A 26,305-nucleotide genomic window follows, 5' to 3' on the forward strand; every position below is an offset into this window, starting at 1 on the left:
GAAGAAAAGTGTATTTTTTAGACTCACTGATGAGGAATTTCAAATTTTAGAAGATTACTGCGATTCATCCCAACGCTCTAAATCTGATGTGCTTAGAGAACTGATTAGAAATCTAGAGAAAAAGAAAAAGCCGATCGCGCGAACGACGGGGCTTTAAACCCATTAATTCCGGTAAAATATTTCTATGAAACTAGTGCAGCCTAGTCGCCGGGGGCTAAGGAAACAAAGCCTAGGTCAAAGTCGAAAACCCGCAAGGGCAAAACCAGAAAAACTAAATTGTGAAATTTAGAAGCCCCATGCCTTCTCCCTTCGCGTAGCGTCTCGTAGAGAAGGGGAGACGCAAGCGCGAACAGGCTGGGGAGATGTCACAACCCATGCAATAGGCATCCATGAGCAAAACCAGTGATGATAAAATATTGTTGCACAACCAAACTTGGCAGCGTGAGCGGCAAATTATAGCACGTTTGTCTTCTTTGAACTATCGAACTGGCGAATTAGGTAGCTATTTGTACAACATTGCCTGCGGAGTCAGCGAACTTATCGAAGTTGATTGGACAGTTGTTACCTTTTGCCAAGAGGGGTTTGAAACTGTTCTAGCGAGTAGTCTGGAAATGGGCGAGGGCAAACATGTTTATTCACTACATGGTTTATTAACTGGTACTGTTATCGAAATGGGTCACTCATTAGTAGTGGAAGATGCTCAAAAATACCCAGAATATGGACAGGCTCCAGAAGGTTATTGTGCATATTTGGGGATACCATTGCAAACTGCGGAAGGTCGAGTATTTGGTACTATTTGCTCTTTTCATCGACAAGCACGCGAGTTTTCTACTGATGAAATCCAAATTGTAGAATTATTTGCAGAACGGGCAGCTACAGCAATTGACCACTATCATCTTTACCAGCAACAGTGCCAATTTAATCAGATTTTGGAAGCTGAGGTTGAAAAACGTACCGCAGAATTACGAGCAGCTCAAGCCAAGCTTTTAGAACAGGAACGACTTGCAGCTATTGGTGAATTTGCTGCCATTATTGTGCATGAAATTCGTAATCCCTTGACTACAATGATTATGGGATTAAAGTATTTCCGAAAAACCATTCTGACTGAATCTGCTCAAGAGCGATTAGCATTGGCACTGAGCGAAGCTAGTCGTCTGGAACGTCTGTTGAGTGAAATTTTGCTCTACGCCAAGCCCCAAGTGTTGCAGCTTTATAAATTAGATGTGAATCAATTGATTGATGAGTTGCTGATATGCATTAGGGAAATGCCAGAAGCTCTGGAACGACAAATTGAATTTATTCCGGTGTTGCCTTCGGTAAAAATTTTGGGGGATAAGGACAAACTTAAACAAGTATTTATCAACATTGTCCGCAATGCTTGCGAGGCAGTTGCAGCAGGAGATATCGTTAAATGGAAAGTAGACTGTTCGCATATAAATCAAGTTTGCATTAATGTCCACAATGGCGGCGAGCCAATTTCATCAGAAGTTCTCGCCAAGCTTTCTCAGCCATTCTTCTCCACAAAACCTTGTGGCACTGGGCTAGGACTTGCTATTAGCAAACGCATTGTCAATGCTCATAATGGGGAACTGTTAATCTGTTCTGACCTCTTGACAGGAACTACCGTGAGTGTTCAATTACCTGTAGTTATTCAATCAAGTTTTGATTGATATCAATGCCAGATTTTGCCATAAATATAATCAATACGCTTGGGTTAAAAAAAATAGCTTTGTTGGGTTGAGCAATAGCTCAATCCAACAAATGGTTGATAATGTTGTGTTACCCTGCGGGAAGCAAGCTATGTTCCTCAAACACCACTTGATGACATTACGCCACATGGGAGGTTATACCATTTCAGACAAACCCTGATACATAAAGATTTATTGTAAGGGCACAGCAATGCTCATACGTGTCAACTTAAGGTAAAACCCTCTTTGTGACAACGTTTTGCCCTCACCCCCAACCCCTCTCCCACAATTGGGAGAGGGGAGCCGGAGGTTAATTTCCCCTTCTCCCAAAATTGGGAGAAGGGGTTAGGGTAGGTGTAAAATGGTTGTTAGATATAGCTTTCAACTTAAGTTGACACCAATGAGCTTTTTCTATGCCCCTACCAACGTATTTGTATCATTATTAAAGTAAAACGGTATTAGACTAAGGACTGACGTGAATTAATTACTTGTTTCACTATTTTAGGTTTCTCATACTTTAATCTTTATAAATAGTTGCGTTTTTAATATCACCAATTAATTCATCAATCCTTGATTTTGTTGTGTTCCAAGAACACATAAAACGTACTCCTCCCACACCAATAAATGTATAAAACTGCCAATTCTTTGCTTTTAAGGCGTGAATGACTTGTTGTGGTAGTTTCACAAATACGGCGTTGGCTTCTCTAGGAAACATTAAGTCAACACCTTCGATGTTTAATAGTTGATTTTCTAAGTATTCAGCACATTGATTGGCATGTCTGGCATTTTTTAGCCAAGCACCAGTTGACAATAAACCCAACCAGGGAGCAGAAATAAACCGCATTTTTGAGGCTAGCTGACCTGCTTGCTTGCATCGATAATCAAAATCCTCTGCTAGTTCTTTGTTGAAGAAAAGAATAGCTTCACCTAATGCCATTCCATTTTTTGTACCACAAAAGCACAATACGTCCACTCCAGTTTTCCAAGTAATTTCAGCAGGACTTTTATTCATCGCGGCAACTGCATTTGCAAAACGAGCGCCATCCATGTGAATCTTTAAGTTATACTTTTTCGCAACTTCTTTAATTTTCAGAAGTTCTTCAATAGAATATAAAGTTCCTAATTCCGTTGATTGTGTGACGCTAATAACTTTAGATTTGGGATAATGAATGTCAGTACGTTTAGTGACAATTGACTCTATCGCGTCTGATGTTAACTTGCCATTTTTACCTTGAGCAAGTAACAGTTTAGAACCATTAGATGCAAATTCCGGTGCGCCACATTCATCTGTCTCTATGTGAGATGTTTCATGACAAATGACGCTGTGATATGACTGACAAAGGGCAGCTAAAGATAAAGAATTTGCGGCTGTACCGTTAAAGGTAAAAAATACTTCACAATCAATTTCAAAGAGTTTCCGAAAATAATCTGTGGCTTTTTGAGTCCATTCATCATTTCCATAGGCTGGAACACTACCTTGATTTGCCCTAATCATATATTCCAGCGCTTCGGGACAAATACCAGAGGAATTATCACTTGCAAACTGCTCTGAGTTACTATTCATCATCTCTAGCTTGATTTCTCTCAGTAATTCTTACAATATTAGTGAATAATTTTGCCACTTGCCAACTCTGCTAATTACAAGAATTTTGGATAGTAAACTAAATGTTTCTATAGCTCTACTTAATCATTCGTGAACAACAATATTCCCGACTTATATTAAGTTCGGGAATCTCAACCTTTTGATTTTCACAAATCAAAAATATAATTGCTAGATATTAGATATCTCCAGAAATTAAATATGCGTTACCCAGAACCCTTGTAGAGACGTAGCAGTGCTACGTCTCTACTTTTTTGGAGATGTCTATTGTATCAACCTGTTAATTAGTTTTCATTGTCGTAGCTTTTCTCTGAGTAGTTATAGCATTGATTAGTATAAATATACTATTATATAACCTTGCTGATGTCCACAGAAAACTGGAGTCTTATTTTCCCGTTACTGAGACCTTAAATTACTACGGTGTCTTCGTCAGCTTTGGGTTGAGGGGATTTTGGGAGGTTAAATATCGCAAATAACTAAATATTATGCTAAAAAAATAAAGTTTGCTAATCATATACTTATAATGTACCAGACAATGCCCTACCAATACAATAATTATGACATCACTCTTGTAGGGGTATAAATTAGGGAACCCGCCCAAGGCACTGGCTCACCAATGACTAATGACTAATAACTAATGACTGAACCATTGATTGAATTGAAAGGTGTTTCTAAGTCTTTTGGTAGCCATAAAGTTCTAGATAATGTAGACTTGACCATTTACCGGGGAGAAGCACTGGGGATTATTGGCCCATCAGGGACTGGTAAATCAACAATTTTACGGGTAATGGCGGGGTTACTTAGTCCCGACGAAGGAGAAATTTATGTGCAAGGAGTGCGGCGAGACGGTTTGATTGAGGATGGTGTCCAGCAGGTTGGCATTGGCATGGTGTTTCAGCAGGCGGCGCTATTTGATTCGCTGACAGTGGAGGAGAATGTGGGATTTTTACTTTATCAAAATTCAAAGCTACCGCGATCGCGCATCCGAGATTTGGTAAAAGAAAAATTGCAGATGGTAGGTTTACCAGGAATAGGCGACCTCTACCCAGCCGAACTTTCGGGGGGAATGCGAAAACGGGTAAGTTTTGCCCGTGCGATTATGTCTAACCCCGATAGCCCCACTGAAGGCGCAGAAGTTCTACTATACGACGAACCGACAGCCGGACTTGATCCCATTGCCTCAACAGTAATCGAAGATTTAATCCGTTATTTGCAAAGTTCACATGGAACTTGTAGTACCTATGCCGTTGTTACCCACCAAGCCAGCACTGCCCGCCGTACAGCTGATAGACTTATATTTCTCTATGAAGGTAAAGTGCAGTGGCAGGGTACAGTTAGTGAAATACACAACACAGAAAATCCGTTGATCAGACAATTTATCAGTGGAAGTGTGGAAGGACCGATTCAAGTCGGGGGCTAGAAACTTAAAAGTGAAGAGTTAGAAGTGAGAAGTTAAGAATGAGGAGTGAGGAGTTAAATTCGACTCATAACTCATAACTCATAATTGGTTGTTGGTAGAGGCAAAAAAATGCGAGGTCTTATGACAAGCAGCTTCGCGTCTGGGCGAACATTTAGAGAAGGCTCTGTGGGGTTGTTACTCCTGCTAGGACTAGGGGTATTTGGATTACTCTTTCTCTGGTTAAATAGATTTACTGCTGCTGGGCGTTCATACAAAGCGATTGTAGAATTTGCTAACGCTGGCGGAATGCAAAAGGGAGCAGCAGTGCGCTATCGTGGCTTTAAGGTAGGAACTATTTCCCAGGTTCGACCAGGACCAAATGCTATTGATGTAGAGATTGAAATTGCCAAAACTGACCTAATTATCCCCCGGAATGTATTGGTGGAAGCTAATCAAAGCGGATTAATTAGCGAAAGTATTATCGACATCACACCAAAAGCAACTTTACCTGCTGGGGTTGTGCTTGCTAAACCCCTAGATAAAAATTGTAATTCCAGTCTCATAGTCTGTAATGGCTCTCGGTTAAAAGGTCAGGTTGGCATCAGTGTTGATGAACTAATTCGCAGTTCAACTGACCTAGCCACTGCATACAATGACCCAAAATTTTATAGAAATGTGAATGGGGTTCTGGAAGCAACTACAGTCGCAGCATCCAGTTTTACTGAGCTAAGTCACGATCTCCGAGGTTTGACCAAAAGCTTACGAGAACAACTAAATACCTTTTCAGCCACTGCTAATTCAGTGCAACGAGCGACAAACCAACTTAGTGCATCCTCGACTCAAACTATAGATAAATTCGGTGCAACTGCAACTCAAGCAAATCGTTTGCTGAACAACCTGGATAATCTGTTGACAACAAATCGTTCGGCGCTAGTTGGTGCTTTGAACAATATCACCGAAACTAGCAACCAACTGCGCGTTACAGTCAGTAGTTTATCACCATCTGTGAATCGATTGACTAAAGGACAATTACTCAACAATTTAGAAACTCTTTCAGCAAATGCGGCGCAAGCCTCAGCTAATTTACGCGATGCTTCTAAAACCTTAAATGATCCAAAGAATGTGGTGCTACTGCAACAAACTTTAGATTCAGCACGAGTAACGTTTGAAAATACCCAAAAAATTACATCTGATTTGGATGAGTTGACAGGTGATCCGACTTTCCGCAAAAATCTGCTGCAATTGGTGAATGGTCTAAGTCATTTAGTATCTTCTACCCAACAGATGCAGCAACAAGTACAAGTTGCTAGTACTCTAGATTCGGTAAAAGCTGCTGTGAGCAAACCAAATAATCTAATTCCTACCCCAGCACCAACCCCAGAGGCGATGTCTCATGACAAATCTTTACCGATCTATACAATTAATCCCTCACCTGCTAATTTTGAAACTGCCGATACCAATGTTCAACCAACCCCCAGTGAGTCTATCCCGAATTCATCCCAAGAAGACCTCTTGAAGCAGCTGCGGGAGTATGGTAAGCAACGAGAGCAACTGGAGACGGGGAAATAGGCAGTAGACAAAGGAAAATAAAAAGAATTGTTTTGACGTAGCACTGCTACGTCAAGACAAGGGTTCTGGGTAACGCATATTTAATTTCTGGAGATGTCTAATACAGCTTAACCCACCACAAGACCAGCAAGTATCAAGCGCCATACTTGGGCAAAGTCCGTGTCGATGTCTGGATGACTCCATTCGGATGCGTGGGCTGGATGGTGAAACCGAACGGTCGCTTGAAAGACTGCCTTCGCCGCTACCTGCGGATCTGTTACCCGAAACTCGTTACTGGAAATACCGCTCTCAACGATCGCAGCAATTTGTCTTACAAGTTCAGCAATGTGAGCTTGAACTACCCCTCGCGCCTCTTGAGCGATCGCACAATAGGTTGCAAACAACTCTGGATCATCCAGGACTTTTTGACGTTTGAGAGTGATCAGTTGCTCAAACCATCGATGCAAGCGTTCAACGGCGGAACCCTGCTCTTGGGCGATCGCCGCTAGGGGTGTGGAAACCCGATGCAGCCACCGTTCTGCTACGGCATCGCGCAGGGCAACCTTGCTGGGAAAATGCCGATAAATCGTGCCGTGGCTCACCTCTAAAAAGCGAGCCACATCCACGACGGTTGCCTTTGCCAGACCGTAACGACGCAAAACCTCTTCCGCCGCGTCCAGAATCCGCTCTGGTGTTAAAGCTGAATCATTCATGCTACGGGTATTTTACCTTTTTTCACTATCCAACATCGCCATTTGCTCTGGATGATAGCGATCGCCAGCCACGGCATTCAGTGGCACTGCTGCCTCAATCCGGGTGAGATCATCCTTGTTTAAGTGCAGATCCAGCGCACCCAGCGCTTCATTCAAGCGATCGCGCCGCCGCGCTCCAATCAACGGCACAATGTCGTTCCCCCGCGACAGCACCCAAGCAATTGCCACTTGAGCAACCGTTGCATTCCGTTCTTGGGCAATTAGGCGAAGGGCTTCGACCAACAACAAATTGCGATCCAGATTTTCTCCTGAGAAGCGGGGCAGATTTCCTCGAAAGTCTTGCGCTTGCTCAGAGCGTTCTTTCGACCAGTGACCGCTCAACAACCCCCGTGAAAGGACTCCATAAGCGGTGACAGCAATGCCCAATTCCCGCACAGTCGGCAGGATGTCATCTTCAATGCCACGACTCAGGAGCGAATATTCGATTTGAAGGCAGGTGATCGGATGAATCGCATGAGCACGTCGAATTGTATCTGCACCCACTTCAGATAAACCAATCTGGCGAACATATCCAGCTTTCACCATTTCGCTAATCGCCCCAACGGTGTCTTCAATGGAGACTGTCGGATCGAGCCGGGCTGGTTGGTAGAGGTCAATGTAATCGGTTCCCAGTCGTTTTAATGTATAGGCAAGTGAAGTCTTCACGGCTTCAGGACGACCATCGAAGCCAATAAAGTTGCCGTCAGGCGATCGCAACGCCCCGAATTTGACAGCAATGAAAACATCTTCCCGCCGCCGTCCTGCGAGGGCTTCGTGTAGCAGCAGTTCATTGTGCCCCATGCCGTAAAAGTCGCCTGTATCAAGTAAATTAATGCCTGCATCAAGCGCTGCATGAATCGTTGCAATACTTTCTTTGCGATCGGCTGGGCCATAAACATCAGACATGCCCATACAGCCAAGCCCAACTGCCGATATTGTTGAACCGTTTTTTCCCAGTTGACGCGATAACATAGCAACTTCTCCCCTGTGGTATAAAACTATGATAATCGAACAAATGACAAAAATCAATATTTGTCATTCAATACTGGCAACGCTGTTGGGAATCGCTTGTGTCTAGGGTGTTGACTTTGGGTGTTTTGAGGCAACTTCTAAAGAATGTTCGCTTGCTGCAATGTCTTGTCCTCGACACGCTGTTCGCGTTCAACAACCCCTTCGGAGAATGCATTACCATCAATAATCTTAACTAGATAACCCGGTAGCAAATCAGCCCATCACGCAACACCTTGAAAGGGCTAGTCCTATATTTAGAAGATGGTAATATGAACAATAATTTCTCTGATAGTACCAATATGAAACTCTTCAATATTTCCAAATTAAGTATGTCATTACTAAGCTTTGCATTGTTATGGTGGGTAGCTCCACAAGCTAATGCAGCTCTTCTAGTGGGTAGCAGAAATAACAACTCAGTTTTGCGATACGATGAAGAAACCGGCAAATTTATTGATACATTCATACCTTCGGGAAGTGGCGGATTAAACGTAACAGTGGGTTTTGCTGTTGGTTCAGATGATAATTATTATCTCAGCAATCTTGCGGGTAGTAGTATAGAACGGTACAAGGGAAAAAGTGGGGATTTCATTGATAGTTTTGTTCCTAAAGATAGTGGTGGATTAGAACTTCCTCAAGATTTGGCTTTTGGACCTGATGGCAACCTCTATGTTGCTGGGACAGCAAACCGTACCACTAATACCGTTCGGCGTTATGACGGCAAGACTGGAGCTTTTCTTGACACTTTCATCTCATCTGACAAAATAGATCCTGCTGCACCATTTAGTTTGATCTTTGGACCAGATAACAATATATATCTCAACAGTGCTATCACTGGCAGCATCAAGCGTTATGACAGTAAGACAGGAGCTTTCATTGATAAGTTTGCCCAAAGCAAACCAGGATCTGTACCAGGAAGCTTAACTTTTGGACCAGATGGCAATCTCTACGTTGCTGACTTTAAGACTAACGATATCGCACGCTATAACGGCAAGACAGGAGAATTTATTGATTTTTTTGTTACTAGTAATAGCGGTGGTCTTTCTGGACCTACAAAACAAACTTTTGGTCCTGATGGGAACCTGTATGTGAGTAGCATATTGACTAATAATGTCTTGCGCTATAACGGTAAAACAGGAGCATTTATCGATACATTCGTTCCCGCCGGTAGTGGGGGTTTGGGAAAACCAAGATTTTTGTATTTCACTAAAGATGCAATTGCAGTTCCCGAATCTAGAAGTGGGTTAGCTCTATTAGCATTTGTAGCTACCTTAAGTGTAGGTAAAGTAATCGGTCGTTTTCAAAAACGATATAATTGATAATTAGAATTGACTTTATGGTGAATTAGGAATTATCTTGACACTTGCGCTACAATATCCTCTATTGTTTTTGTGGAATATAGCAGTCCTAAATCATTTGTGAACTTTTTTTTGCTTCTTCTCTTGGGGCTTTTCTCTAACGAGAGGCTCCGCGTTGGCAGAGCCTCTCGTTAGAGAAGGCGGTTCGATAATTTTCATAACTCATTTAGGATTGCTATATACGTGAGGAGCAGTGCAGGTCAAACACAAATATGACAGAAGAATTCAATACACAGGGCGCAGAAAATCTAGTTGCGATGCCTTCGGCGGGCGCAGCCATCGCTAACCAATTCGCCCAATCGGGGAAGGTTATAGGCGTTAAAGCATTTGGAAGTGGTAATATCAATGACACATTCTTAGTAACTCTAGATTGCTTAGAAGAACAAAATTTTGTCCTGCAACGCATCAACACGCAGGTATTTCGTCAGCCACAACTGATTATGCAGAATATGCGTACCTTCACTGAGCATATTCATAAACGGTTACAGCATACACCCCTGAATCGTCGCTGGGAAGTACCACGCGTACTATTAACCAAGGATGCTCAAGACCACTGGAGGGATGCAGACGGCTCCTTTTGGCGGGCGATTAGCTTTATTGAAGGTTCCCAGTGTTTCGATACGATGCGCGATCGCACCCAGGCGAAAGAGATCGGTTATGCCTTGGGGATGTTCCACAATCTGATCAGCGATTTGCCACCAGAAAAACTCGCCGACACCCTTGAAGGATTCCATATTACACCGCTTTATCTCCAACATTACGAGGAAGTTTTGGCGAAAACTAGGGCGTGTCAATCTGCTGAAGTTAATTATTGTTTACAGTTTGTTAGCGATCGCCAAACCTTTGCACATATCCTCGAAAATGCCAAATCTGAAGGCAAGCTACCTCTGCGTCTAATGCACGGTGATCCAAAAATCAACAATGTCATGTTTGACACTGCTACCCAGCAAGCGGTCAGCGTCATCGACCTCGACACTGTTAAACCAGGTCTGGTACATTACGATATTGGTGATTGCCTGCGATCGGGTTGCAATCCGGCTGGAGAAGAAACCGAAAATTGGGAAAGTATTTATTTCGATACTGATTTGTGTCAGGGAATTCTAAAAGGTTATCTCTCTGTGGCAAAGGCGTTTCTTACCGAGAATGACTATGCATATATATACGATGCTATCCGTCTCATCAGCTTTGAATTAGGACTGAGATTTTTTGCTGATTATTTAGCAGAGAATGTCTACTTTAAAGTTAAGCACCCAGAACATAACTTGGCAAGAGCGATCGTCCAGTTTAAGCTTACTGAAAGTATTGAATCCCAAGAAACGCAGATTCGTAATATTATTAAAGATATGAAATGAACGACCAGACATTTTCCCTGCAACCTTTTCCTTCGACAAAATCCCTGCCTAATTTGAGAATTGCAGGTAATATTGCTCGAAATGGTAATAAAGTTGTCATTCGCTATATGCTTGAAGGCAACTTAAAAGAAATTGCGTTGGCATTCGCGCAGCGTCTCGTAGAGAAGCCTACCGGAGGTATCGCTTCACCATCAAACACACCATCACGTAAGCATGAATTGTGGAAAGACACTTGCTTTGAGTTCTTCATTGGGATCAAAGATTCTCTACGGTATTGGGAATTCAACCTCTCCCCCGCCGGACACTGGAATGTTTATCGCTTTGATGGGTATCGTGAAGGAATGCAAGAGGAAACAGCTTTTGAAAAGCTACCGTTTAATGTTCAGAATCAAGCCGAGGGTTTAGCGCTTGTGTTAGATGTCGATTTAGATAAAATCGTCTCGGCAGACCAAGCCATTGAAGTTGGCATTACTATAGTTATTAAAGATAGAGATGGTGAGGTGACTTACTGGGCATTAACTCATCGAGGCGCGGAGGCTGACTTTCATCTGCAAGATAGTTTTATTATTGAGTTGTGAGATAGATTTTTATATAGCTTGCGAAGTTGGGAATATTAGCTGTAGATACTTAATTTAGTAGCTATAGAATGTGAATATGAACGCAAATGAATATATCTTACACTTACCTCATATAAGTATAAAAAACAGAGCGTTACTTCCTGAGAATTCAGGAATATACTGTGTACTAGTGCATCGCGGCAGAAATAACTAACCAGTTGAAGCAGTATTGGGGTAGCCTAAAAACTTCCAAACAAATGGCTTTGCAAATGTCCGATTAAAGTAATCAATGAAACTCCAAATTTGACATTTAAGATCCAATGTTGAAGTAAAATTACCACGTCGAAGTAAACGACGTACCAGTATACTAAACCAACACTCAATTTGATTAAGCCCTTCGGGTTCGCCAGTTGCTTCTCCCAAGGGGAGACGCTGCGCGAACAAGTCGGGGAACCCGCCCAACGCAGTGGCTCACCATGAGCTATGTTTTGGAGTATAAACAAAGCGAATACTGTGGCTTATATCAGTCAAAAAAGCTGCACGAGACTCCATTGAATGTAAAATGCCAGATTTACCTTTAATGCCCAAATCGACATTTAAACCACAACTTGTTGCTACAAGTCGGACTAATGACTCAGACTTATGAGTATTGAGTTGGTCGGTGACAAAAATCCATCCATCAGATGGTTTGGTAGCTATAATTGAAGCGATATGGCAGTTAAAATCATTTTCATTGCGTGTTGGAGCAACAGTAGAATGATATATCCCTCCATTCGCTACATCCCATGATGCTCCTGAGAAAGTGTTCCATGTCGAATATATTCAAATTCTTGAAGTTCGATTTTACCCGGTTTCATTGTATCTGTTGGATATGCTCTTTCAAGAGCCTGAATACCTGTCATCTCATCAGTACTTATAATATTTATGTCCTGGCTATTTAATTCTTGTGCCTGTTGGTATAGCTGACAAATTTGATTAGACTCTTGTTTAAATGTTTCTGGGTTTTTCGGATTTGCGTTTAGCCAGTAACGATTTAGATGTGATTTTAACAAAGCGATCGCTAAAATGAGCAGGCTATTTAAGTTAACTTAATCAGCATAAAATTGACTGATAACTTTGGATTTTGGATTGTATATTCGATTCCAGTTTACAATACAAAATCAGTTGTTTAAGTAAGCTGGAGTCAATATTTATAGTTGGTAAAAGGCGGCAAAATCATCAAGGTCAGATGAGAGGTACAATTTATGGGGCGGTGGATTCGCAAAAAATCTTCAAACCCACTTTGATCAAATATAAAACGATAACAGTGGCGATCGCAGGATCGAGGGGTAAACCTGATAGAGTAGTCACAGAAACTATTAACCCTGTGAGTAAAGGGGCGCTGGCTGGTTTTTTGGTATATTCTTGGAATTGGGCGCGGAAGCCATCATCACCGCAGAGTTATTCTCGCAGAATCTTCAGCGTAGATTCCCAGAGAGATTTATTGCCATAGACTTCTATACCCGTTTTCTCTTGCCACAGTTCATCAAAACTGGTGTCAAGTCTGCCATTATATTTTTCTAGGGTAGCGAATGCTGCTTGTGCTGGGGTGTAGTCTTTGAGAATTTGCTGAATTTCTTGGATTTCGGCAGAGGTTAACTGGGTAGTCATGTTTTTATAGGTTATGTTTTTCTTTAAACCTTCCTACCCACTTGATTGACAATATTACTCAAGGTTGCGCCATGTTCAAAGGAGATAAAGAATATCAGAGAGTGTCCCTGAGTATCATCTAGCCATCGAGCAAAACCTCCAGCTAACTCAGTTTTACCCACACCTCACATACCTTGTAACAACACAATATTATTTTGGCTAAATGCCCGTTATAAAAGTAAAATATCGTAATCTCTCCCTGTAAAACCGTAGCGTCCCTCCTGGGGAAAACTCACTAAATTACTAACAGTTTATTCAAGGTAACTTTCAATATCATCAACTGTATTTGCGGGTGTAAACGGTGTATAGTTTTCTTGTTGATATAGCACTGGCACTAGCCAATCTTGTAGCGGTTTTTCTCCTTTGGGACTGGGACGCTGTGGCTGATTTAAAACTTCCTTTCGCCCTGCACTTACTGCCGTTGAGAGACTTTTACCTGCTGCTAATTCCCTGTACAATCGCCCCATGAAATGTTTAGCAGCTTGGGCATATACACTATAAGCCATTGCTACCACACCCTTAGCCCCCAAGGACACTAAGCGCGTCGCCACTGAAGAAAACTTTTCTTCTCCCTCCTGAGTAGATTTGCAAGCATTCAAAGCTTGTCCCCGTTGCCAATAAAGTTGAATTTAATTTCCCTCATGAGTAATCTGCAAGCTATTTTTAGCCATATTTGCTGCCCTTGTAAATAATTAATTTTATGCGATGGGATTCCGATTTGATTTCTGAAAAACTGGAACAGTCTAAGCCTTGCGTGACAAAGGTTAGAGCTTCAGTATACCTGGTAAAATTCAAGCCAGATTTCTATAAGGAGTGTAATTTAGTATCACTCCCCCAATGGGGGATTTTTTAGGGCAGTGAGCGAAGACTACGACTATGACCACGCCCAACTACAATGCCCTGCGATCGCTTGCAGCTTAATTTTACAGGTATCTAGAATCAGGGCGATCGCAATTCTCAAACGAAAGATGCGATCGCTAGCTGTTGCCGAAAAGTGAGAGAGCGATGTCTACGACGGGCTATTCGGCATCGCACTTTGTTTGAGAATTGTGAATGTTGGGTTTGCTTACGTCAACCCAACCTATGGCCAGAGGCGATCGCTCCGAGAATGATCATCATAGGTGTATACTGCGATTGCAGCTGGGATGCCCCCATAAAGCGCTGCAACAAGAAATCTATCTCCCCTGAGTAGTGCTTCATTATCCCACATTAGAGTGAAAGTAATTTCAACACCTTGATCTGCATTCTGACCATTAAAAGTTAATTGACCTGTATATCCAGAAGTGCAGCCTCCTTTATGAATGCTGAAAGTAGTTCCTTTCCAAATCCAAGTGCCGGTTAAAACAATTCGCAATTCGCAATTCGCAATTACGTTTTGTAACGGGGATTTAACCCCGACACAATACGATTTTGGCTAGTTGTCGCATTCTGACATCAACAAGTGGGGTGTTTAAGTCTGTCAAATCTTCTTCAGATATCGAATCAATTAATGCTCTTAAAATTGAGCGTGAAACAGCATACAACGCACGACCATACTCATCTATTGGAGCAATATCCTTAAAATCGATTTTTGGATTCTTGAGAATCTTGGAGCTCCAGTTACTGTAATAACCCTTGATGGACGACTCTCTTTCAGAATATCCAGCAACTGGTTTGTCAGTAAAAAATGGTTGAGATAATTTACCGCAAACGTCATATCTATACCTTCCTGGGTGAGCTGCTTTTCAAAAAAAAGCGCTCCTGCCAGATTGGCCAGGACATGCAAGTTGTCATACTTCCGCTTGAACTCTTCACTGACTTTTCTGATTGATGATTGCAGTGAAAAGTCAGCTACCAAAAACTCAGCCCTGTCATTTCCTGTAGCTTCTGCAATGTCACTTAATGCAGCCTGACCGCTTTCAGTAGTTCTGCTTATTATTACTACTTTTGCGCCAATTCTGGCTAAACCCAATGCTGTAGCTTTCCCGACACCGGACGTCCCTCCTGTTATCAGGAACACCCTATTTTTTATATCCATAGTTCTATAGTTGTTACATTCATGTCCTCTACCTCCTAAAATTATTTTCCCGGCTTATTAGCGTAGATATCCCATTAAGAATGCCCACGCCAACATTGATGTCGATAAGAATACTTATTGCAATTGATTTAATTGAAAAATCATTGACCGATTTAGGCTTCGACTCTTAAATTTCCTCATTTCAGTTTTTGAAATAGCTCCCTCGTTCGAGGTCAGTGATGAGGTCGGGCTGCACGGGCCGCCATCCTAACTGTTGCTGAGTTTGCGTACTCGAGGTCGGATTGTCGATTGCTGCGAAGTGTGCAAACCAGCCAAAATGATTAGCTGCCTCCTCGGGTGATTTGGTGACCACTGGCACGTTTAGGCATCTTCCGATGACTTCAGCAATATCTCGCAACGCAACGCCCTCTTCAGCAACCCCATGAAACCTGGCCCCCGCAGCAGGAGCCTTCTCAAGTGCAAGCCTAAAAAGATGGGCCGCATCGAGTCGGTGCACCGCAGGCCAGCGATTGAGTCCGTCGCCTATATACGCCGAAACGCCTTTTTCACGTGCAATGCCGATCAGATGTGGAACGAAGCCGCCGCGATCGCCGTCACCGTGGACTGATGGTGAAAGACGTACCACTGACGCGCGCACGCCACGTGACGCTACCGAAACTGCTGCCTCTTCCGAAGCTACGCGGGGAATGGAACTGGAAGCGTGCACATCTTCTTCGGTAGCGAGGCGACCTGGCATAAGTAGCGCAGTCCCGGAGGTGACGATCAAAGGGCGGTCAGAGCCAGCAAGCGCGGCGCCGAGAGCCTCAATGGCGTGCCTATCTGTCTCGCAGTTAGCCTCGAATTTCGAGAAGTCATGGTTGAAAGCAGTATGAATCACGCCATCCGAGGCGGCGGCTCCACTCCGCAAGCTGTCTTGATCCTCGAGATCACCTGGATGCACCTGGGCGCCAGCGGCGATAAGAGATTTGGCGGCGGCATCTGAGCGAGCGAGGCCGAGCACCTGATGACCCGCAGTGATGAGTTCCTGAACGATGGCAGAGCCGATGAAGCCTGTAGCTCCGGTAACAAAGACACGCATATTTGAACTCCTTTGGTTTTATTCTGGATGGACATACTGCCTTATGGTTTCACCAACCAGAATGTCTTCTGAGATTCAATAATACGCCTCTTTTTTCATTGGGTAAATTCACAGAAGTCCAAATTTCTTGCCTAATAGTCCACGAGAAACTATAATGGCTCTACATGGGATAGCTCCATACTTTGGAGACTTTATGACGGACTTGCAATCAGACCTAGGAAAAATAATCCATCTCTTCTGCCGCGAGGATGGCTTACATGAATCGCCCCTTTCAGGCACTTATTGCAGAAAATTCTCTCAAACAGATCGTTACACGAAGCGACACTGGCATGCATGCTTTGCTATCGTCGCTCAGGGCTGCAAGGAAATTATCCTGGACCGCGAAGTCTATCGATGCGATGGAGGTCATTACACCGCCACTCCGGTTGATTTGCCCGTCACCAGTCGCATCTTTTCGGCGACGCCAGAAAAACCGTTTCTAGCCTTGCTAATAGATTTTGATCCGCTGACTTTGAGCGAAGTCGCGGCTCAGGTCGAAAAGGACTTTCCGAAGGAGATTGAGAATCCTCTGCGTGCGGTATTCGTCGGAAAAGCCAGTGATAAAATGCTGGAAGCCGCGATTCGGCTGGGAAAACTTTTTCAAGTTCCCGAAGACGCGCCCGTGCTCGGGCCTTTGGTGGTCAAAGAAATACTTTATCATCTATTGAAAGGAGCAGATGGACCGGCGCTCTGGCAGTTTGTTCGCTCTGGAAGCAAAACGCACAAAATATCTCAGGCAATTTACCGCCTAAAATCCGAACTCACTGATGATGTTGATGTCGCAGCTTTGGCAAAGGCTGCGAAAATGAGCCGTTCTGCTTTTTTTAAGCACTTTAAAGAAGTGACATCAATGAGCCCAATTCAGTATCAGAAGCGTCTCCGTTTGCTACAGGCACGGCACCTGATGACCGATGAAGGTGAAACCGCCGAGAGTTCGGCCTTTAAGGTAGGGTACAATAGCGCATCACAATTCAGTCGAGAATATTCACGGATGTTCGGCAACTCTCCTTTGCGGGATGCAATTAAAATTAAAAAAACCGGTCATCCCATTCATCAAATTTAGGCGTTGCAACGCCCAATTGACTTTTTAAGTGGTTTTGGTAGAATATTGGTAATATTATCAATAGGTAGGTCTTATTGACAAAACTAGACCTATCTTTTTCTATCACAAAATGTTACCACCCCTACACACAAAGGTTTTGAGCCTGTTTCGTCGCCCCCTCAGCCTTAGGCTAATGATTTACGACATTTGGCATTCATGGACTTTTTACTGGAACATTTTGAAGAAGTTCCCGAACAACTTTGGCAATTGCTATGTCTGACTCATTCGCCTTGATCTCAATAATATTTCTATTCTACATATAGCAATCCGGTTTGATTACTGAAAGGTTTTTAAAACAAAAGCTTTGCCCTGCAAGGTTTTCAGACTCAGGTCAAAGGCAATTCTCCCCTCAAGCAAATTGGAGACTGCGAAACCGTTACCCTGCACGAGGGGCAAAAGTTCCGCGCCACTGCACCCGATGACAACTCATAGGGAGGGGATACCAATGACACCTAAAATTGAACTAAAAAAATGTCAGCAAACGTTGTTTCAGTTATTGATTAATTACTGAAATTATTTGATAAATTTAATTTTTCAATCTATTTATATGGCTAATTCGTGATGGGTAAGATTTACCCCAAAGAACTCTCATTAGTTAGTATGTTTTCTACGGCTTGTATTAGTCGCCTATCAAGCATCAAAGCCCAAATAAATTTCTAAAACTGTATGAAATACTACTTTATACCAATAAAATTGGTAAATGGTTCGTACTAAACAAATGCTCTGTTTATTTGAATTTGGGGCTTTTGAGCCAAAATAGCAGGTAAAAAGTAACCACCCGCAAAAATAATTTGCGCTTCGCAAGCAAATTTGCAATTGATGTGATAGTCTTTTTATATGGGGAATCAAGACAGCGAAAGCACAGTCATGTCGTCAAAGAGAAATGATATAAACTCAAAGACCACACTTTCGCCTTGGCAGATGTAAGTTAAATCCGCTACGGCTTTTTGAAACTAAGAGACAAAGCCAATGAAGCAGGATAGTGACCTCCGTAATAACTTGAAGTCGATTAGAACTCGCTTAGGCATGAGCCAACAAGATTTGGCTAACATCGCTAGTGTGACACGTCAGACCATTAGTGGTGTAGAGTCGGGACAATATGCTCCCTCAGTTGCCATAACACTTCGCTTGGCCAAAGCGCTTGGCTGTCAAGTTGAGGATCTATTCTGGTTAGAGCGGGATTTACCTGAAATTGAAGCCGTCCTTGCCAAACCTGTTTCTAACGGTCAGCAACTACGAGTTAGCATGGCTCGTGTGGGAGGACAATGGATAGCTTATCCCTTGATTGGTAAGGATGCTTTTCGCCAAGATATGATTCCGGCTGATGGTGAAAGTACTAGCCAAACAGGTACAAATAAAGTTCGAGTCCGTCTTTTAGACGATAATCTCGACACACTTCACAACACTGTTGTGATTGCTGGTTGTGCCCCTGTGATTTCACTATGGGCAAGAGCCACCGAACGCTGGCATCCCCAACTGCGAGTCCAATATAACTTCGCCAATAGCATGGCTGCATTGCACAGTCTATGCAGAGGTGAGGCGCACATCGCTGGGATGCATCTGTATGATCCTGAGACTGGTGAGTATAATACTCCCTTTGTTCGAGATGTTCTGGCTGGCAAGGAAGCAGTTCTGATTACCCTTGGTGTCTGGGAGGAGGGACTTTTGTTGAAGTCAGGGAACCCGATGGGAATTAGAACAGTTACCGACTTAGTTTCCCTTGGAGCGACTATTGTCAACCGCGAAATAGGTTCTGGTAGTCGGATGCTTTTGGAACAAACACTCCAAAAGGAGCAGATACCGTTCCATGCTGTTCAGGGCTTTGATAATATACTCAAAAATCACCAAGATGTTGCCCAAGCTATACTCGGAGGAGTTGTCGATGCTGGCGTGAGCACGGCATCTGTAGCTACCGCTTTTGGGCTGGGATTTATCCCTTTACATCAGTCACGATATGATTTGGTGATTCTCAAGGAATATCTCGAAGTTGCACCTGTACAGCAGTTGCTCAGTACTTTGGGACATCGGCTGGTTCACTCCCAATTTGAAATTCTTGGCGGTTACGATATCAGCAAAATTGGGGAAGTTGTAGCGACTGTTTAGAGTGGATTGCAATGGTTGGTTGTGTGGTTTAGGGAAAACTTGGCGTAAATTTAAATTGCTGCTGCAACCACTCTTGAGGTGTGAGCAACCTTCTTTCTAATTACAACAACTGATAATGCTGAATTCGTAATGACGCTCCTACGAACGCTCGTTCCGATGCTCTCTACGTTCGCGCAGCGTGTCGTTCGCGGTAGCGTTGCGTAGCAAAGACAGACGCTATTGCTAGCTTCCTTCTTTGCAGGAGTACGATTACTCGCTAACACTGCGCTATCGCTACCGCAACTCTTCTCTGCCAGAGGCTGCGCCAAGGAGACGCTACGCGTAGCTTGCTTCCCTGTAAGAGTACGCGAACGTAATTCGTAATTCGGATTTAATTTGGGTTTCCAGCTTGGAATCTGTAGGTTTCTTTTTTCCAATTGGTATTACTACCGCCAGAGAAATCATTTGAGTGAGCGGATGGTAATACTTGCAATATTCCTTGAGTGATGTTTTATCGCTCTAGCAATTAGTCAGAAAAAACAATGACTAATGTCCAACGAAAACTGACTAAAACTTGAATATGTTCTTTCTTCAGACTCTTTTTGCTGTAGAACGAGCACCTCCAACGACGTTCTACATCAGGTCACTGCTGTAACTTAACAGCACAATCGTCTCATGAACCGACAGACCCACCAAACAAACAATTACAGGATAAATCATCATGTCCGACGGCAAAATTAGACAAATTGCTTTCTACGGTAAAGGTGGTATTGGTAAATCAACTACCTCCCAAAATACCCTCGCCTCTATGGCGGAAAAGGGTCAACGCATCTTAATTGTGGGTTGTGACCCCAAAGCTGACTCTACCCGATTGATTCTGCACTGTAAAGCCCAAACCACCGTGTTGCACTTAGCTGCTGAACGGGGCGCTGTGGAAGATATCGAACTAGAAGAAGTGGTAATCACTGGCTTCCGGGATATCAGATGCGTAGAATCTGGTGGGCCAGAACCTGGTGTAGGTTGTGCCGGTCGTGGTATCATCACCGCCATCAACTTCCTCGAAGAAAACGGCGCATATCAAGACGTAGATTTCGTATCCTACGACGTATTGGGCGACGTTGTATGCGGTGGTTTCGCCATGCCAATTCGTGAAGGTAAAGCCCAAGAAATCTACATCGTTACCTCCGGTGAAATGATGGCGATGTTTGCAGCTAACAACATTGCTCGCGGTGTTCTCAAGTACGCTCACACTGGTGGCGTGCGCTTGGGCGGGCTGATTTGTAACAGCCGTCAAACTGACCGGGAAGACGAACTGATTAGCACCCTGGCAGCCAGATTGAATACCCACATGATTCACTTCGTCCCGCGTGACAATATCGTGCAACACGCCGAATTGCGCCGGATGACGGTGAACGAGTATGCGCCTGACAGCAACCAAGCTAATGAATACCGCACATTAGCGGACAAGATTATCGGCAATACAAATCTTACAGTTCCCACACCCATCGAGATGGACGAGCTAGAAGATTTGTTGATTGAATTCGGTATCCTTGAAAGTGAAGAAAATGCTGCAAAAATGATTAGCCAAGCAGACGCTGCTAAAAAGCAAGAAGACGCTCAAGGCGAAGCACTAGAAGCACTGAAAAAAGGAAATGTGGAAATAGTTTCCGGTAGCGAGAAGAAGTAAGGTTCTTATTCAGACTCAAGTGCTAAATAGAGAGTAAATATCAGGTGGGCTATTCTCGCCCACCCTCTCACCGAAACAGTGCTGAGTAACGAGTGCTGAGTAAAAAGTAAAATTAACTAGGCTTAGGCATCAAATCAGTTCCGAGTAGCGAATGCCTCAGACTAGAGTGGGAAGATTTATAAGTACTACTTCTTAACTCATTACTTCTTACTCAGGACTCAGCACTCATCATTCCTGAACAATCCTTGTAAATGGAGGTAATCGAATAGCTGATCTTAACTTCTGTGTGTTTGATATTCAATGTGCTAACACTAATCCGCGAAAGTGTACACGGCAACATTAATACTTTAATAGTCTAGTTCGTGTTTTTGTTTTCTCCTTCTCTAACCTAGTTGATGTTTATGTTTTAGGGGATGGGAAATTCTCTTTCTCATTCCCTTTTATTCCATGTTTTACATACACAGTTAAGAAATGAAAATCCGATAAAAGCCTTTGGGAATTCTGTTAACACCTAATAACTTCTACATATTGTCACCAAAAAAATGAATCCCACCCCAGGAAAAATTAACGATTCATTCAGTGAGTCAAATTCCGAAGATGCTCGTCAGCAGCAGATACAAAAGAAAAAAAAGTCCTCCACACAATTACCCCAACCTGGAACTACTCAAGGGAGTTGTGCTTTTGATAGTGCAATGATTACCCTAGTACCAATCACCGATGCTGCTCATGTAGTTCACGGGCCAAGCGGCTGTGCTGCCAGTATTTGGGGAAGTTACAGCAGTCTCTCCTCTGGTTCGATGCTCTACAAGATACGCTTTACCAGCGACATTGATGAGAACGATATCATCTTCGGTGGAGCCAAAAAGCTGTACAAAGGCATTTTAGAATTAGAAAGACGCTACAAACCTGCGGCGGTATTTGTTTACTCTACTTGCATCACCGCCCTGATTGGGGATGACATTGAGGGAGTTTGCAAAAATGCCACCGAGAAAACAGGAATACCCACTATCCCTGTACATTGCCCTGGATTCATTGGGAACCAAAATTTGGGCAACCGTGTCGCTGGTGAAGCAATGCTTTCACATGTTATTGGAACAGCTGAACCAGATACTACTACACCCTATGACATCAACCTAATTGGTGAATACAACATTGCAGGTGCAATATGGAATGTTCTACCGTTATTGGAGAAATTACGTATCAGAGTTTTGGCAAAAATTACAGGTGATGCTGTCTACAAAGAAGTTTGCTATGCCCATCGTGCCAAGCTTAACGTGATCCTCTCCTCTAAAGCACTAATCAATATGGCAAAAGGGATGGAAAAACAATATGGCATTCCTTATATTGAAGAGTCTATTTATGGTGTAGAGCAAATCAATCAGTTTTTAAGGAACATTGCCGCAAAGTTAGGTCATCCTGATTTGCAGGAATCGACAGAAAAACTAATTGCAGAAGAAACTGCTGCAATAGAAGAAAAACTCGCTCTTTATATCACCCGATTGCAAGGTAAGCGCGTTATCCTTTCTACTGGAAGTTTCAAGAGTTGGTTGATTATCTTTGCGGCTAAGAAATTGGGGATGGAAGTTATTGCTATTCTTACTAAGAATAATAGTGAGGAAGATAGAATTAGAGGCAAAAGTTTGTTGGGTCAAGATGGCATAATTCTAGAACAAAATAGTCCTGAAGAAATCCTACAGATAATTAACGAAAATCAAGCTGATATGTTAATTGCTGATAAACGCCATCAAGACACTTCTCTCACAGCTAAGATTCCATTCCTAGACATTAATCAAGAACGGAACCATCCCTATGCAGGCTATATGGGAATTTTAGAGGTAGCACGAGAACTGTATGCCGCTTTTTACAACCCTGTGTGGGAGCAATTATGCCAGCCAGCCCCGTGGGAAGGAGATGAGGGAGAAATTACTTCCTCATCTTCCTCATCCCCTTTACAGGAGGACATTTGATGGCGATTATTAGCGTTACGAGTACATCAGTTGCAGTTAATCCCCTGAAGCAAAGCCAAACTGTGGGTGCAGTTTTAGCCTTTTTGGGATTGAAGGGAATGATGCCTTTATTACACGGTTCTCAAGGTTGTACTGCTTTGACTAAGGCAGTATTAGTACAGCATTTCCGTCAGGCGATTCCCCTTTCCAGTACAGCGATGACTGAAGTTGCAACCATTTTGGGTGGTGAGGAAAGAGTTGAACAAGCAATCCTGACTTTGGTGCAGAAATCCAAACCAGAAATTATCGGTCTTTGTAGCACTGGACTGGTGGAAACCAGAGGGGATGACATGGGGCGCTTTGTTAAGGAGATTCGCCACCGTCACCCGGAACTAGATTATTTACCAATTGTGCTTGTCTCTACACCCGATTTCAAAGGTACATTACAGGATGGCTTTGCTGGTGCAGTTGAGAGTATAGTCAGGGAAATCCCCCAAAAAAGCTCTAATCAAAAGGCTTGTCCTACACAAATCACTATTTTGGCGAGTTCTGCCTTCACACCAGGGGATGTACAGGAAATCAAAGAGATTGTCACCTCTTTTGGACTCATACCTATTGTTGTACCTGATCTTTCTGGCTCACTAGATGGTCATATAGAAGATTCTTCTAGTGCCATTACAGCTAATGGCACAAATGCAGCACAGTTACGCTCAATTGGCAGTTCTGTATTCACTTTGGCACTAGGTGATAGTATGCGGGCTGGGGCGCAAATTTTGGATCAAAGATTCAATATACCCTATGAGGTATTTGGTGAACTGACGGGACTAGCAGCAGTAGATAAATTCCTGCAAGCTTTGGCGGATATCAGTGGTGTCAGCGTACCACAGAAATACCGCCGTCAACGCCGTCAGTTACAACATGTGATGTTGGAGAATCACTTTTACTTTGGTTGCAAGCGAGTTTCTTTGGCGCTAGAACCAGATTTACTTTGGTCAACAGTTTCTTTTCTGCGATCGCTAGGAGTTGAGATTCACTCAGCAGTGACAACGACACGCTTTCCTCTGCTAGAAAAACTTCCGATTAAGAGCGTTACTATCGGCGATTTGGAAGACTTTGAACAATTGGCGGTTGGGTCTGATTTACTAATTACCAACTCTCATGGAGTTGCGATCGCTCAACGCTTAAAAATTCCTCTCTATCGTCAAGGGATTCCCATTTTTGACCGCTTAGATCATGGTCAGTTTACCAAGGTTGGCTATCGAGGTACTATGCAACTTTTATTTGATATTGGCAACCTGTTTTTACAGGAAGAAACAAGGGTTAAGCATTAATACAGAGCCAATTCCAACTGTTATCACAATATTACCAATAATATTGGTAATATGTAGCACTAGATACAATCTTGCCGATCAAGTTCAGCTTTGATAATTAGTATCAAGCCGTATACGTCAATGAGTGAATATACCAACCAATGTCAGCAAGCTAGGCGCGAGCTTCTGCATTGACTCAATTAAATCTTCTACAGTTGATGAATCCAGCACAGCTAAAAAAAACAACTGCCAAAGCGAGTCGTGTTACAAGAAAACTTCGTCGCCGTTTTGACCTTACAGAATCTGTCATTACACCATCTTTGCTCACTTGGTTTGAGGTGATTGGCTACACAGTTTTATTAGAGCCAGATATTGCTTTGGGTAAGCATCAGATCGGGCGCAGTAGTTATAGAGAGGTGGTTTTGTATCAGCGCCTCCATGACGCTTTGCAGAAAATTAACCCAAAAAAACCGCATGAGGCGATCGCCGCAGCTATCCATCAGGTTACTTGCATTCCTAGTTCCGACTTGCTGGAAAATAACCTTCGCTTTCACAAATTATTGACCGATGGTGTGGAAGTTGAATACCTGTATAACGAAGAAAGAATTCATGACTTTGTGTCGCTCATTGATACATCTAATCTACTGAACAATGATTGGCTAGCTATTCATCCCTTGACTGTAGTTGAGGGGAGTTATGCTCACTGTCCTGATCTAGTTGTGTTTATCAACAGTTTACCTTTGGCAGTTATTGTCTTGATTCAGCCAAGTGATGAACAGGCGACTTTCAAAGAAGGTTATCAGCGAATTCAAACCTACATTGAACAAATACCAAAGCTATTTGACTACAATACATTCCTAGTTATTACTTATGGAAGTCGGGCACGAGTCGGTACATTAACCTCAGACTGGCAGGAGTTTTTACCCTGGCGCACCATTGATGGCGAGGACTTTCCTGCCAAGGGCACAACTGAACTAGAGGTGCTGATTCAAGGCATTTTTGACAAACGGCGTTTCCTAGAGCAAGTATTGCACTTGATAGTGTTTGAGGAGAACGGAACCAGCATTAGTAAAAAATTGCTTCGCCGACCTTTTTGTACTACACAGTACCCCAAAAAATCTTCGCGCCAACGCTGGTAAATACTGAGTTATCAGTATTTAGTAGAAAAGCTAACTTACAATTCAAAATTCCCAATTGCTACTTTCAGCATGAAAGTTATAATTATGAACACAAGTTGGTATGAACAAGAGCTAGTCAAAGAATTCAAAACGGTTATTGCTGATTCTTTCCCACAAGTCGAGGAATTGCTAAAACACTGTCATGTTAAACTTATCGAGTCTTATTGGGGAAGACCTCGTGTTCACTTTCTGCCATACTTCACAATTTATTGCCCTGACAATCTGATTGCTGCTGTCAAAGCCCAGATATCTATACTTAGAGAAGTAGCAGAATATGCAGGATTAGTTGAGGTTGTCTGCCTAAATGCTACACATCTGCTGCGAGATCCGATGTCGAAGGTAAAGCAGATATATCCGCATTTGTGGTTAGAACTGCAATGGCTTGCAACACAAAAACAAGAACATTTACTATGAAAACCCGACATTGGGTGCAACTACAAAAATGCTTGTTGCGCCATCTTTGAATAGATGGCGTGATTAAAACACGCAGAAGCATTGTATTTTTTTGACTAATAATTCCCAATCCCTAGTTATTTACTATGAATAAATCCCCCCTTCCCGCAGATGATTTGCCTCCAACTGGAGCACCTATACTTAACGAGTTATTCTACAGGCAACTAGAAGAAGCTACTTGCAGGCGATTTTATCAAGCCTGCGACCCAATTATGCGAGTTTTACTATCAAATTGTCACTGGTATTTCAAGATAAATACTAGTCCTCTGATGTTAGTCATTATCTGCTATGACATAGAAAGTTATCTGCATATCGTCGATGCTATTCCCCAGTTCATCAAAAAGTTGAAGCAGTTTTCCAACAAAGCCAAAATCCACTTTTTTACACCAAATGATCAAGGAGAACCTTGGGAAATGGAGATTGAAGAAACATCAGATGAGCAAGCCTAGTCAAGCAGGTGAA

General features: G+C 42.9%; 25 protein-coding genes. 15 read left to right on the plus strand and 10 right to left on the minus strand.

Annotated features, from left to right (window positions below):
- Positions 1 to 389: 389 nt before the first annotated feature.
- Positions 390 to 1,670 (plus strand): ATP-binding protein, encoded by a 1,281-nt coding sequence (locus V7K15_RS26935; RefSeq protein ID WP_334910559.1) that lies wholly within the window; start codon positions 390 to 392, stop codon positions 1,668 to 1,670.
- A 535-nt stretch (positions 1,671 to 2,205) separates the two neighbouring features.
- Here V7K15_RS26935 and V7K15_RS26940 read toward each other — a convergent pair.
- On the minus strand, positions 2,206 to 3,252 hold the full coding sequence (locus V7K15_RS26940; RefSeq protein ID WP_334910648.1) for a threonine aldolase family protein: 1,047 nt from the start codon (positions 3,250 to 3,252) through the stop codon (positions 2,206 to 2,208).
- Between the two features lie 673 nt (positions 3,253 to 3,925).
- Between V7K15_RS26940 and V7K15_RS26945 the strand changes: the two genes are divergently transcribed.
- Both V7K15_RS26945 and V7K15_RS26950 read left to right on the plus strand, forming a co-directional pair.
- On the plus strand, positions 3,926 to 4,708 hold the full coding sequence (locus V7K15_RS26945) for an ABC transporter ATP-binding protein (protein ID WP_334910560.1): 783 nt from the start codon (positions 3,926 to 3,928) through the stop codon (positions 4,706 to 4,708).
- A 108-nt stretch (positions 4,709 to 4,816) separates the two neighbouring features.
- Entirely contained in the window at positions 4,817 to 6,256 is a 1,440-nt protein-coding gene (locus tag V7K15_RS26950) for an MlaD family protein (protein ID WP_334910561.1), read from the plus strand.
- A gap of 107 nt (positions 6,257 to 6,363) precedes the next feature.
- Here V7K15_RS26950 and V7K15_RS26955 read toward each other — a convergent pair whose 3' ends face one another.
- A complete protein-coding gene (locus V7K15_RS26955) occupies positions 6,364 to 6,948 on the minus strand; it encodes a TetR family transcriptional regulator (RefSeq protein WP_334910562.1) in 585 nt (194 codons plus the stop codon).
- A 12-nt stretch (positions 6,949 to 6,960) separates the two neighbouring features.
- The gene (locus V7K15_RS26960) at positions 6,961 to 7,959 is read right to left on the minus strand and encodes an aldo/keto reductase (RefSeq protein WP_334910564.1); all 999 of its coding nucleotides are present in this window, start codon (positions 7,957 to 7,959) and stop codon (positions 6,961 to 6,963) included.
- A 308-nt stretch (positions 7,960 to 8,267) separates the two neighbouring features.
- Here V7K15_RS26960 and V7K15_RS26965 point away from each other — a divergent pair, with 308 nt between their 5' ends.
- The 3 genes from V7K15_RS26965 to V7K15_RS26975 all read left to right on the plus strand — a co-directional run bounded on the left by V7K15_RS26965 (position 8,268) and on the right by V7K15_RS26975 (position 11,283).
- A complete protein-coding gene (locus tag V7K15_RS26965) occupies positions 8,268 to 9,314 on the plus strand; it encodes a Vgb family protein (RefSeq protein WP_334910566.1) in 1,047 nt (348 codons plus the stop codon).
- 251 nt (positions 9,315 to 9,565) lie between these two features.
- A complete protein-coding gene (locus V7K15_RS26970; RefSeq protein ID WP_334910568.1) occupies positions 9,566 to 10,705 on the plus strand; it encodes a phosphotransferase enzyme family protein in 1,140 nt (379 codons plus the stop codon).
- Positions 10,702 to 11,283, plus strand: a complete 582-nt coding sequence (locus tag V7K15_RS26975; protein ID WP_334910571.1) for a DOMON-like domain-containing protein — start codon at positions 10,702 to 10,704, stop codon at positions 11,281 to 11,283. The genes V7K15_RS26970 and V7K15_RS26975 overlap by 4 nt, the downstream gene beginning before the upstream one ends.
- Positions 11,284 to 11,733: 450 nt before the next feature.
- Here V7K15_RS26975 and V7K15_RS26980 read toward each other — a convergent pair whose 3' ends face one another.
- From V7K15_RS26980 to V7K15_RS26995, 4 genes are all read right to left on the minus strand, one after another.
- Positions 11,734 to 12,084, minus strand: a complete 351-nt coding sequence (locus V7K15_RS26980; RefSeq protein ID WP_334910650.1) for a transposase — start codon at positions 12,082 to 12,084, stop codon at positions 11,734 to 11,736.
- On the minus strand, positions 12,039 to 12,314 hold the full coding sequence (locus V7K15_RS26985; protein WP_334910573.1) for a hypothetical protein: 276 nt from the start codon (positions 12,312 to 12,314) through the stop codon (positions 12,039 to 12,041). Before V7K15_RS26985 ends, V7K15_RS26980 begins: the two co-directional genes overlap by 46 nt.
- 388 nt (positions 12,315 to 12,702) lie before the next feature.
- Positions 12,703 to 12,912 carry a hypothetical protein gene (locus tag V7K15_RS26990; RefSeq protein ID WP_334910575.1) on the minus strand — a complete coding sequence of 70 codons (210 nt, stop codon included), beginning with the start codon at positions 12,910 to 12,912 and terminating at the stop codon, positions 12,703 to 12,705.
- A 290-nt stretch (positions 12,913 to 13,202) separates the two neighbouring features.
- Complete coding sequence (locus tag V7K15_RS26995; RefSeq protein ID WP_334910577.1) at positions 13,203 to 13,550, minus strand: CHAT domain-containing protein; 348 nt, start codon at positions 13,548 to 13,550, stop codon at positions 13,203 to 13,205.
- 258 nt (positions 13,551 to 13,808) lie between these two features.
- On the opposite strand from V7K15_RS26995, the gene V7K15_RS27000 reads away from it, so the two are divergent.
- Complete coding sequence (locus V7K15_RS27000) at positions 13,809 to 13,949, plus strand: hypothetical protein (protein WP_334910596.1); 141 nt, start codon at positions 13,809 to 13,811, stop codon at positions 13,947 to 13,949.
- A gap of 83 nt (positions 13,950 to 14,032) precedes the next feature.
- On the opposite strand, the gene V7K15_RS27005 is transcribed toward V7K15_RS27000, so the two are convergent.
- The 3 genes from V7K15_RS27005 to V7K15_RS27015 all read right to left on the minus strand — a co-directional run bounded on the left by V7K15_RS27005 (position 14,033) and on the right by V7K15_RS27015 (position 16,046).
- Positions 14,033 to 14,305 (minus strand): hypothetical protein, encoded by a 273-nt coding sequence (locus V7K15_RS27005; protein ID WP_334910598.1) that lies wholly within the window; start codon positions 14,303 to 14,305, stop codon positions 14,033 to 14,035.
- Positions 14,306 to 14,491: 186 nt separating this feature from the next.
- Positions 14,492 to 14,968, minus strand: a complete 477-nt coding sequence (locus V7K15_RS27010) for an SDR family NAD(P)-dependent oxidoreductase (RefSeq protein ID WP_334910600.1) — start codon at positions 14,966 to 14,968, stop codon at positions 14,492 to 14,494.
- Positions 14,969 to 15,149: 181 nt separating this feature from the next.
- Positions 15,150 to 16,046 (minus strand): SDR family oxidoreductase, encoded by an 897-nt coding sequence (locus V7K15_RS27015; protein ID WP_334910602.1) that lies wholly within the window; start codon positions 16,044 to 16,046, stop codon positions 15,150 to 15,152.
- 193 nt (positions 16,047 to 16,239) lie between these two features.
- Between V7K15_RS27015 and V7K15_RS27020 the strand changes: the two genes are divergently transcribed.
- From V7K15_RS27020 to V7K15_RS27055, 8 genes are all read left to right on the plus strand, one after another.
- On the plus strand, positions 16,240 to 17,148 hold the full coding sequence (locus tag V7K15_RS27020; protein ID WP_334910604.1) for an AraC family transcriptional regulator: 909 nt from the start codon (positions 16,240 to 16,242) through the stop codon (positions 17,146 to 17,148).
- A gap of 1,008 nt (positions 17,149 to 18,156) precedes the next feature.
- Positions 18,157 to 19,290 carry a substrate-binding domain-containing protein gene (locus V7K15_RS27025; protein ID WP_334910606.1) on the plus strand — a complete coding sequence of 378 codons (1,134 nt, stop codon included), beginning with the start codon at positions 18,157 to 18,159 and terminating at the stop codon, positions 19,288 to 19,290.
- A gap of 700 nt (positions 19,291 to 19,990) precedes the next feature.
- Positions 19,991 to 20,956 (plus strand): nitrogenase iron protein, encoded by a 966-nt coding sequence (nifH, locus tag V7K15_RS27030; protein ID WP_334910608.1) that lies wholly within the window; start codon positions 19,991 to 19,993, stop codon positions 20,954 to 20,956.
- 542 nt (positions 20,957 to 21,498) lie between these two features.
- Entirely contained in the window at positions 21,499 to 22,923 is a 1,425-nt protein-coding gene (gene nifE / locus V7K15_RS27035; protein ID WP_334910610.1) for a nitrogenase iron-molybdenum cofactor biosynthesis protein NifE, read from the plus strand.
- The gene (nifN, locus tag V7K15_RS27040; RefSeq protein ID WP_334910612.1) at positions 22,923 to 24,233 is read left to right on the plus strand and encodes a nitrogenase iron-molybdenum cofactor biosynthesis protein NifN; all 1,311 of its coding nucleotides are present in this window, start codon (positions 22,923 to 22,925) and stop codon (positions 24,231 to 24,233) included. The genes nifE and nifN overlap by 1 nt, the downstream gene beginning before the upstream one ends.
- A gap of 170 nt (positions 24,234 to 24,403) precedes the next feature.
- Complete coding sequence (locus tag V7K15_RS27045; protein WP_334910614.1) at positions 24,404 to 25,351, plus strand: type I restriction endonuclease; 948 nt, start codon at positions 24,404 to 24,406, stop codon at positions 25,349 to 25,351.
- Positions 25,352 to 25,435: 84 nt separating this feature from the next.
- The gene (locus V7K15_RS27050) at positions 25,436 to 25,804 is read left to right on the plus strand and encodes a hypothetical protein (protein ID WP_334910616.1); all 369 of its coding nucleotides are present in this window, start codon (positions 25,436 to 25,438) and stop codon (positions 25,802 to 25,804) included.
- A 125-nt stretch (positions 25,805 to 25,929) separates the two neighbouring features.
- The gene (locus V7K15_RS27055; protein ID WP_334910618.1) at positions 25,930 to 26,292 is read left to right on the plus strand and encodes a hypothetical protein; all 363 of its coding nucleotides are present in this window, start codon (positions 25,930 to 25,932) and stop codon (positions 26,290 to 26,292) included.
- The last annotated feature ends 13 nt before the right edge of the window (positions 26,293 to 26,305 follow it).

The sequence above is a fragment of the Nostoc sp. genome (assembly GCF_036919815.1).
Classification (GTDB): domain Bacteria; phylum Cyanobacteriota; class Cyanobacteriia; order Cyanobacteriales; family Nostocaceae; genus Nostoc.